This is a genomic window from Streptomyces sp. NPDC004065 (assembly GCF_044903565.1).
Classification (GTDB): domain Bacteria; phylum Actinomycetota; class Actinomycetes; order Streptomycetales; family Streptomycetaceae; genus Streptomyces.
The window spans coordinates 207,762-216,871 of sequence record NZ_JBJDQT010000009.1; the positions used below are offsets into that span (position 1 = coordinate 207,762).

7 protein-coding genes and 2 tRNA genes are annotated in these 9,110 nt (G+C 70.0%); 6 read left to right on the forward strand and 3 right to left on the reverse strand.

Annotated elements, in window-relative coordinates:
* Positions 1 to 95: 95 nt before the first annotated feature.
* Positions 96 to 1,280 (reverse strand): acyltransferase family protein, encoded by a 1,185-nt coding sequence (locus ACI2LW_RS13390; protein WP_404731318.1) that lies wholly within the window; start codon positions 1,278 to 1,280, stop codon positions 96 to 98.
* 489 nt (positions 1,281 to 1,769) lie between these two features.
* On the opposite strand from ACI2LW_RS13390, the gene ACI2LW_RS13395 reads away from it, so the two are divergent.
* Positions 1,770 to 1,964, forward strand: a complete 195-nt coding sequence (locus ACI2LW_RS13395; protein ID WP_398178753.1) for a hypothetical protein — start codon at positions 1,770 to 1,772, stop codon at positions 1,962 to 1,964.
* Between the two features lie 626 nt (positions 1,965 to 2,590).
* On the opposite strand, the gene ACI2LW_RS13400 is transcribed toward ACI2LW_RS13395, so the two are convergent.
* On the reverse strand, positions 2,591 to 2,908 hold the full coding sequence (locus tag ACI2LW_RS13400; protein WP_404731319.1) for a hypothetical protein: 318 nt from the start codon (positions 2,906 to 2,908) through the stop codon (positions 2,591 to 2,593).
* A 288-nt stretch (positions 2,909 to 3,196) separates the two neighbouring features.
* Positions 3,197 to 3,270: transfer RNA gene (locus ACI2LW_RS13405), tRNA-Gly, on the reverse strand.
* A gap of 818 nt (positions 3,271 to 4,088) precedes the next feature.
* On the opposite strand from ACI2LW_RS13405, the gene ACI2LW_RS13410 reads away from it, so the two are divergent.
* The 5 genes from ACI2LW_RS13410 (at position 4,089) to clpX (ending at position 8,977) form a co-directional block, all read left to right on the forward strand.
* A tRNA-Pro gene (locus ACI2LW_RS13410) sits at positions 4,089 to 4,165 on the forward strand.
* Positions 4,166 to 4,366: 201 nt separating this feature from the next.
* Positions 4,367 to 5,785, forward strand: coding sequence for a trigger factor (gene tig, locus ACI2LW_RS13415; RefSeq protein ID WP_404731320.1), 1,419 nt, complete (start codon positions 4,367 to 4,369; stop codon positions 5,783 to 5,785).
* A gap of 321 nt (positions 5,786 to 6,106) precedes the next feature.
* Positions 6,107 to 6,712 carry an ATP-dependent Clp protease proteolytic subunit gene (locus tag ACI2LW_RS13420; RefSeq protein WP_112468536.1) on the forward strand — a complete coding sequence of 202 codons (606 nt, stop codon included), beginning with the start codon at positions 6,107 to 6,109 and terminating at the stop codon, positions 6,710 to 6,712.
* A gap of 138 nt (positions 6,713 to 6,850) precedes the next feature.
* Positions 6,851 to 7,531: an ATP-dependent Clp protease proteolytic subunit gene (locus tag ACI2LW_RS13425; protein WP_404731321.1), complete on the forward strand. Its 681-nt coding sequence runs from the start codon at positions 6,851 to 6,853 to the stop codon at positions 7,529 to 7,531.
* A 159-nt stretch (positions 7,532 to 7,690) separates the two neighbouring features.
* Positions 7,691 to 8,977 carry an ATP-dependent Clp protease ATP-binding subunit ClpX gene (gene clpX, locus ACI2LW_RS13430; RefSeq protein ID WP_404731322.1) on the forward strand — a complete coding sequence of 429 codons (1,287 nt, stop codon included), beginning with the start codon at positions 7,691 to 7,693 and terminating at the stop codon, positions 8,975 to 8,977.
* Positions 8,978 to 9,110: the final 133 nt, after the last annotated feature.

Sequence of the window (9,110 nt, forward strand, 5' to 3'; positions counted from 1 at the left end):
AACCGGCCCGGACCGGACCCGGACGGACCCACGCCCTCGGCCCGGCCCGACCCGACCCGGCCCGGACCCACGCCCTCGGCCCGGACCGGCCGGTCTCAGGCTCCGACCCGCTCGAAGGCGGGCTGCCGGCCCGCGGAGTTCTCCCGGGCACGGGCCGCCCGGCCGGCGTCGTCCTGCCGGAACGCCCAGTCCATGCGGGGCTCCATCACGACGCGGAAGACCCGGCGCACGGGTGCGGTGCACAGCAGGGTGACCGCGGCCGCGGCGGCGGCCGTCACCAGGACCGCGCCGAGCGGGGTGTGCACCCAGTCCGGGTCGTACCCGCCCGCGTACAGCACGGTCTTCACCACGAAACCGTGCAGCAGATAGCCGTAGAGCGTGCCCGCGCCGAGCGACGTGCACCACAGCCGCCGGCCGGGAACCCACGCGAAGAAGCAGGCGGTCAGCAGCAGCGCGCAGCCGGACATCACCAGCACCATGACCGGTCCGGCCCACCAGGGTGCGCCCATGTCCTGCGCGGCGCTCTGCCGGTAGAACCAGGCGCCGCCCATCCGCGGCGCGGCCCAGTAACCGACGGCCAGCGCGGCGGCGAACACCGGCACCGAGGCGATCCGCACCCAGCGGCGCCGCACCAGGTGGAAGTGCTCGGGCTTCATGCACAGCCCCAGTACGAAGCAGGGCAGGAACTGCAGGACCCGCTGGAGCTCCAGGTCACCGCTGAGGCCCGGGGTGACCGAGGCCAGCATGGCGAGGCCGAACGCGAGGGGCAGCGGCCACCGTACGACCCGCCAGATCGGGGCGGTCAGCCGCCAGACGAACAGGGCGCACAGGAACCAGGTCAGGTAATAGGGACTGAGCAGGCTGATCTGCCGGTCCTCGGAGTCACCGGCGTACATGCGGAAGAGCGAGTACGCCGTCTCGAAGACGACGTACGGCACCACCACACCGGTGAGCAGCCGCTTGACCCGCTCCGGGCGCAGGTCGAAGTTACGGGAGAAGAAGCCGGAGATGATGATGAACGCCGGCATGTGGAAGGTGTACACGACGTCGTACGCGCCCTGGAGGAACTGGCTGCCCCCTTTGATGGGCGACCAGGAGTGCCCCATCGCCACGAGCACGATCGCCAGGTACTTGGCGTTGTCGAAGAACGGGTCGCGCCGCCCGGCGGACGTGCCGCCGCCCTCACCGGGTCTGCGCGGACTCGGCACGGCCGGGGCGGGCGACTGTGCCGGGGGGAGCGGTGTTCTGTTCTGGCCGGGGGACGAGACAGCTTTGAACATCTGAGGCACCCTAGCGTTGTCCGTGGGATTCCGTGAAACCCCCGGCATTCCTCCTGGTCATTCGCTGCGCATACCCGGGATTTGACGAAGGTGACGTGACCGACGGGGTGATGGTCGACACACCGTATACACCCTTCGAACACATGATGCACACCCTCAATGTCCGGATACATCCGGACGAGTTGGTGGATGCCGGTCAGTCGGCACCGGCAATTCGTATTACCTGCGAACGCGATGTGTGGGCATGGAAACGATGCCCGGGAATTAGAGGTGGACGCGCCGGTCCGGGGCACCACCGCCAAACGCCGAATTGCCTTCTCCCGCACGGCTTTACGGCCGGGGCGTCGCTGTCCGCGGACACCGGCCGACGCGATGATGCGTCAGGGGCCGCATGGGCGGGCCGGGTTGGTGGCACGATGTTTCCAGCGGGGTGCGCGGGGTTGGCGCCCCCGGGCCGGGAGAGCGGACCGACCGAGGGTGTGATCAGTTGTGGCCATTTCACTGTCAGTGGTGCTGCTGTTGGCGATCATCCTGGTGGTGTTGCTCAGAGGGGGGTCCATCAAGGCCGGGCCGGCCATCGTCGCCGTGCTCTTCGGCTTCTTCCTCGCCTCCACCGGCATGGCCCCGTCGATCAACCGCTTTCTGAACTCGATAGCGGAGACGATCAACTCGATCAGCTTCTGACACCCGGGAGCCCGACGGCTCCCGCCGGTGCCACCGTGCCGCCGCAGGCTCCCCGGCACCGAGCCCCTCGGACCGCGCGCCCGCGGCCGTGATCCACCGCGCCCGTGAGCGGGCCGGCGGACGCCGTCGCCGCCGCGGGCACGGACGGCGAGCGGCGGGCATCACCCACGCCGCCGATCCCGGCCGGGCCCCGCCTCCCCACGCGCCGGCCTCCAGCCGCGCGCGCCCTCGTCGTCCCCCGGGAACGACCGAGGGCCAGGCGGAGGAAACATCCTCTGACCTGGCCCTGAGCCATGCAGAGCGGGCAACGGGAATCGAACCCGCGCAGCCGGTTCGGAAGACAAGGTATGTGCCGGTTCGCCGGCCATGGTGGTCGCACGTCTCTCCGGGAACGGTGTCCGTACCCGAGATTCCCCGCTGTTCCCCCTTGGTGGCCCTCGTTACGGGCACGTGGCGGGCGCGGACCTTTCGGCTGTGAGGCCCCACCGCGCAGCCCACAGCCGGCGGGGGTCTCCCTCATTTCCCGAGCGGTCCCAATTTCCCAAGCGGTCCCACGGACGCGTGGAGGTGCGTCGTGCGGGGCCACCCGTTCGGCCGTGACTGGCTCGGCGGGGGTCGGGGCAGCCTCAGGCGCCGTGCTGCTGGTTCCATGTCCACGGAGCGATGAAGTTCTGGGTCCCTCGCGTGTAGTGTCCGGGGCCTTCGCCCGTGCCGCCGCCGGTTCCGAAGATGCTGGAGCCGTAGTGGTTGTGATCGTACGGAGCGATGAAGCCCTCGGTTCGTCCCCCGTAGCTGTTGGGATCTTCCCTGGTCGTGCTCGTGTCGCTTGGGTGTGGCGTGGCCGGGGTGGCGAATGCGGTGGAGGGCAGCGAGAGGCCTCCTACGACCACCGCGGTCGAGGCGGCAAGCATCAGGAGGCGCTGCATCCGAGAGGTGCGAGTCATGACAGGTCTTCTCCCCTTGGTCGGCGAATTCGGGGCTGGCGGTGTGTGAGCCCACGCTTCAAGTGAGCCACGACAGGCATGGCGCGTCATGTCTCTGGATTTCGGGACTTGACAGATGGCGGTTGGAGGCATGGCGGCGCCTTGGTCAACCGGCCGGACGTCTGATCCCAGAGGCAGCGGGTGCTCACGCGGCTGGGGCACGCGGGGGACACGGCGGATTGATCACGACCCCTGGAAACGACCGGGGCCAGGCGGAGGAAACGACCTCCGACCTGGCCCTGAGTCATGTGGAGCGGGCGACGGGAATCGAACCCGCGTAGCCAGTTTGGAAGACTGGGGCTCTACCATTGAGCTACGCCCGCACACAGCGCGCGCCGCGGGTCGACCGACCGCGGCACACAGGCATCGTAGCGGGTCGCACCCTCTGCCCGCACACCCCGTTCCCGGCCCGTACCCCGCTTCCACCGGGTCACGGGTCCGCGCGGCGCTCCGGCGGCGGGGCGCCCCCGGCGCACCGTGGACGCCGCGCGGTGCCGCCCTCCGCGTCCCGGCCCGGCGTGTCCCGGGGCCGCCGGCCCGCGGGCCCCCTCCGCCTCCGTACAGGGGCACGCCGTGCCGCCTCGCACAGGGTGCGCGCCCCGCGCCGCCGCGCACGGGATGCGCCCCGCACGGCATCACCCCGGGGCGTGACCACCGCACGGCATCGTCCCGGGGGACGCACCGCACGGCATCGTCCCGGCGGGGGTGAGAACCGCACGGCATCGCCCGGGGGCGTATCGCACGGCCTGGCCCCGTGGGCGTACCGACGGCCCCGTACGGGAGGGCACCACACGGCCCCGCCCGGGGGTTGCGCACCGCACCCCGCGAGCCCCTCTCGCCCCCCGTGCCCCCAACGCCTCTCTGGCCCCGCGCGCTCCTCTGCCCCCTGCGCCCCTTTGACCCATCCGCGCCCCCGCGCCCCCCCTCGCACCACCCCACGCCCCCGGCGCCGTCCACGGTCCGTGCGCGCCGGTCGTCGCGCCGTCGCCGCGCCGGTCGCCGCGCCCGTCGCCGGTGGCGGCGGTGCGTGGTCGTGGCGGGATACGGGCCGTGCGGGCGGGCCGTGCGCGGGTGGGCGTGGCGGGTGCGGAATGGGGCGGACGCACTGGCTGTGGGCATGTACCCTACGTGTCGCACCAGACGGGGTGTGGCGCAGCTTGGTAGCGCGTCCGCTTTGGGAGCGGAAGGCCGTGGGTTCAAATCCCGCCACCCCGACCACCCGCCGATCCGCCGGTCGGCTCCCACTCGCTTGATCGGCGCGATCGCCTTTTGGGGCGTCGAGCTGCTCCGGTTACTATGCAAGCTGCGCGCCCGTGTGTCCGGCCCAGTGGGCCAGCGAACTCCTCCGGGCGGCGAATGCGCCGGACCCCCCTCTGGCTCCGGCGAAATCCAAGAAGTCAGCCACAAGGAGACCGAACCGTGAAGAGCGCCGTGGAGACCCTGAACCCGACCCGGGTTCGGCTCACTGTCGAGGTGCCCTTCGAGGAGCTCAAGGACAGCCTCGACGCGGCGTACAAGAAGATCAACCAGCAGGTCACGGTGAAGGGCTTCCGCAAGGGCAAGATCCCGGCCCGCGTCATCGACCAGCGGTTCGGCCGCGGTGCGGTTCTGGAGGAGGCCGTCAACGACGCGCTTCCGAAGTTCTACACCGAGGCGGTCAACGACGCCGAGCTGAACCCGCTGGGCCAGCCCGAGGTCGACATCACCGAGCTGAAGGACGGCGAGACGCTGAACTTCACCGCCGAGGTGGACGTCCGCCCGGCCATCGAGATCCCGGACTACTCCGGCATCGAGGTCGAGGTCGACGCCGTCGAGGTCACCGACGAGGACGTCGACAAGGCGGTCGAGCAGCTGCGCGAGCGCTTCGCCTCCACCACCCCCGTGGAGCGCGCCGCCGAGGACGGCGACGTCGTCACCATCGACCTCGAGGCCAAGGTCGACGGCGAGGTCCTCGAGGACGGCGTCGCGAACGGCGTCTCCTACACCATCGGCTCCGGCGAGCTGCTGGACGGCATCGACGACGCCGTGAAGGGCCTGGAGGCCGGTGGCGAGGCCACCTTCACCTCCGAGCTGAAGGGCGGCTCGGCGGCCGGCCGGGAGGCCGAGGTCACCGTGAGGGTCACCGAGGTCGCCGCCCGTGAACTGCCCGAGCTGGACGACGACTTCGCGCAGCTCGCCTCCGAGTTCGACACCCTCGAGGAGCTGCGCGCGGACAGCCGCAAGCGCCTGGAGAACATGAAGCAGTACGACCAGGCGACGCAGGCCCAGGAGCGCGTCCTGGACAAGCTGCTCGAGCTGGTCGAGGTCCCGGTCCCCGAGAAGCTGCTCGAGGACGAGATCAACACCCGCAAGCACAACCTCGAGCACCACCAGCTCGGGCAGATGGGCCTCACCCTCGACAAGTACCTGGAGATCCAGGGCAAGACCGCCGAGGAGTTCGAGGCCGAGACCCGCGAGGCGGCGATCAAGGGCATCAAGACCCAGTTCGTCCTCGACGAGCTGGTCAACCGGGAGAAGCTGAACGTCAACCAGGAGGAGCTCACCGAGCACCTCATGCGGCGCGCCGCCTCCTCCGGCATGTCCCCCGACCAGTTCGCCCAGGCGGTCGTCCAGCAGAACCAGGTTCCGCTGCTCGTCGGCGAGGTCGCCCGCGGCAAGGCCCTGGCCGTCGTGGTCGAGGCCGCGACCGTGAAGGACACCAACGGCGAGATCGTCGACCTGGAGGACGAGGACGAGGAGGAGGCCACCGAGGCCGCCGCCGACGCCTCCGCCGACGCCTCCGCCGGCACCGAGGGCCAGGCCGCCGAGGGTCAGGACGAGGAGAAGTCCGAGGGCTGAGCCCCCAGGGCGCACGGCGCCTTGCATGCGTGCGGGACGGGCCCCGGGTACGTTGTGACCTGGGGCCCGTTCCCGTTCCGGGCACCGTGTCGCTCCCCGGCCGCCGCACCGGCGTGCGGCGCGCCGCGGGCGCCGCGGCGCTACGCCCCCGGCGAACACTCCCGTCTGCGGGATTCCCCGAAGGGACCCGCGCGTTAGGGTCCATGAATACGAGGGCAGGGGAGTCCCCGAACAGCGCCGGACGGCCCCCACGCCCCGGCAGAACACGTGAGACGGCCCGGCGCCGTCGTAAGACGAGCAGGTGGATACGTGACGAATCTGATGCCCTCCGCCGCCGGCGAGCCTTCCATCGGTGGCGGCCTCGGTGACCAGGTCTACAACCGGCTGCTCAACGAGCGGATCATCTTCCTCGGCCAGCCGGTCGACGACGACATCGCGAACAAGATCACCGCACAGCTGCTGCTCCTTGCCGCCGACCCGGACAAGGACATCTACCTCTACATCAACAGCCCGGGCGGTTCGATCACGGCCGGCATGGCGATCTACGACACCATGCAGTACATCAAGAACGACGTGGTGACCATCGCCATGGGCCTGGCGGCCTCGATGGGCCAGTTCCTGCTCAGCGCGGGCACCCGCGGCAAGCGCTTCGCGCTGCCGAACGCCGAGATCCTGATCCACCAGCCCTCCGCCGGCCTGGCCGGCTCGGCCTCGGACATCAAGATCCACGCCGAGCGGCTGCTGCACACCAAGAAGCGCATGGCGGAGCTCACCGCCTTCCACACCGGCCAGACGGTCGAGCAGATCACCCGGGACTCGGACCGCGACCGCTGGTTCGACGCCCACGAGGCCAAGGAGTACGGCCTCATCGACGACGTCATCACCTCGGCCGCCGGCATGCCGGGCGGCGGTGGCACCGGGGCCTGAGCCGCGCCCAGGGGCCCCTGAGGCCCCTGGACCGCTCCCGCGGAGGTCCGCGCCGCCCGCGCTCCGTGCGGACGTCGAAGCCCCCGCGCAGCCCAGCCAGCCCCCAGCCGACCGCCCAGCCCCCTTCCAGGAGAAACCGTGAACGAGTTCCCCGGCAGCGGCCTCTACGACCGCACGATCGCCGAGTACACCGGCCCCGTGGCCGAGTCCCGTTACGTCATCCCGCGCTTCGTGGAGCGCACCTCCCAGGGCATCCGCGAGTACGACCCGTACGCGAAGCTCTTCGAGGAGCGGGTGATCTTCCTCGGCGTCCAGATCGACGACGCCTCCGCCAACGACGTCATGGCGCAGCTGCTGTGCCTGGAGTCGATGGACCCCGACCGGGACATCTCCATCTACATCAACAGCCCCGGCGGCTCCTTCACCGCGCTGACGGCGATCTACGACACGATGCAGTACGTCAAGCCGGACATCCAGACGGTCTGCATGGGCCAGGCCGCCTCCGCCGCCGCCGTGCTGCTCGCGGCCGGCACCAAGGGCAAGCGCATGGGCCTGCCCAACGCCCGGGTGCTGATCCACCAGCCCTACAGCGAGACCGGCCGCGGCCAGGTCTCCGACCTGGAGATCGCCGCCAACGAGATCCTCCGGATGCGCACGCAGCTGGAGGAGATGCTGGCCAAGCACTCGACCACGCCGATCGAGAAGATCCGCGAGGACATCGAGCGGGACAAGATCCTCACGGCCGAGGACGCCCTGTCGTACGGCCTGATCGACCAGATCATCACCACGCGGAAGTTGGACAACGCCTCCCTCCGCTGACGCGGAGCACGGGCTCCCTGGACCCCCCGGCACGGTGCACCGCGAAGTGAACCGTGCCAAGGGGGGCCCGGGAGAGGGGCCCGGCAAGGTACCGTCGACATAAGGCAGCACCAGGAGCCGCTGGACCTAGGCGTCTCCCAGGCGAAGGGGAAGCACACCGTGGCACGCATCGGTGACGGCGGCGATCTGCTCAAGTGCTCGTTCTGCGGGAAGAGCCAGAAGCAGGTCAAGAAGCTCATCGCAGGGCCCGGTGTGTACATCTGCGACGAGTGCATCGATCTCTGCAACGAGATCATCGAGGAGGAACTCGCCGAGACCAGCGAGGTGCGCTGGGAAGAGCTTCCCAAGCCCCGCGAGATCTACGAGTTCCTCGAGGGCTACGTGGTCGGCCAGGAGGCCGCCAAGAAGGCCCTCTCCGTCGCGGTGTACAACCACTACAAGCGGGTTCAGGCCGGCGAGAACAGCGGCGCGCAGGGCCGCGACGACGGCATCGAGCTCGCCAAGTCCAACATCCTGCTGCTGGGCCCCACCGGCTCCGGCAAGACCCTGCTGGCCCAGACCCTGGCGCGCATGCTGAACGTGCCGTTCGCCATCGCGGACGCCACCGCGCTCACCGAGGCGGGCTACGTCGGCGAGGACGTCGAGAACATCCTGCTGAAGCTGATCCAGGCGGCCGACTACGACGTCAAGAAGGCCGAGACCGGGATCATCTACATCGACGAGATCGACAAGGTCGCCCGCAAGAGCGAGAACCCGTCGATCACGCGCGACGTCTCGGGCGAGGGCGTCCAGCAGGCCCTGCTGAAGATCCTGGAGGGCACCACGGCCTCGGTCCCGCCCCAGGGCGGCCGCAAACACCCCCACCAGGAGTTCATCCAGATCGACACGACGAACGTGCTGTTCATCGTGGGCGGCGCCTTCGCGGGCCTGGAGAAGATCATCGAGTCCCGGGCCGGCGCGAAGGGCATCGGCTTCGGCGCCCAGATCCGCTCCAAGCGGGAGATGGAGTCCAAGGACCTGTTCGAGGAGGTCATGCCGGAGGACCTGGTCAAGTTCGGCATGATTCCCGAGTTCATCGGCCGGCTGCCGGTGATCACCTCGGTCCACAACCTGGACCGCGAGGCCCTGCTGAAGATCCTGGTGGAGCCGCGCAACGCCCTGGTGAAGCAGTACCAGCGCCTGTTCGAACTCGACGGGGTGGAGCTGGACTTCGAGCGCGAGGCCCTGGAGGCCATCGCCGACCAGGCCATCCTCCGCCAGACCGGCGCCCGCGGACTGCGCGCCATCATGGAGGAGGTCCTCATGTCGGTGATGTACGAGGTGCCCTCCCGCAAGGACGTGGCCCGCGTCGTCATCACCGCCGACGTCGTCCACTCCAACGTCAACCCGACCCTCATCCCGCGCGACGCGCGCGGCAGGGGCCAGGGCGAGCAGAAGACGGCGTAGCGGCCGCACGGCACGCGTACGCAAGGGGCCCCGGTCGACCCTTGGGTTCAAGGGGTCGTCGCAACACCACTTGGTTTCAGGTGGTGAGTAGATCACGTAGACGCTCGGCTGGGGTATCCCAGCCGAGCGTCTT

Coding starts and splice junctions, on each gene's coding strand:
- ACI2LW_RS13390 (WP_404731318.1), bottom strand. CDS start 1,280: ATGTTCAAAGCTGTCTCGTCCCCCGGCCAGAACAGAACACCGCTCCCC.
- ACI2LW_RS13400 (WP_404731319.1), bottom strand. CDS start 2,908: ATGACTCGCACCTCTCGGATGCAGCGCCTCCTGATGCTTGCCGCCTCG.
- ACI2LW_RS13420 (WP_112468536.1), top strand. CDS start 6,107: ATGCCCTCCGCCGCCGGCGAGCCTTCCATCGGTGGCGGCCTCGGTGAC.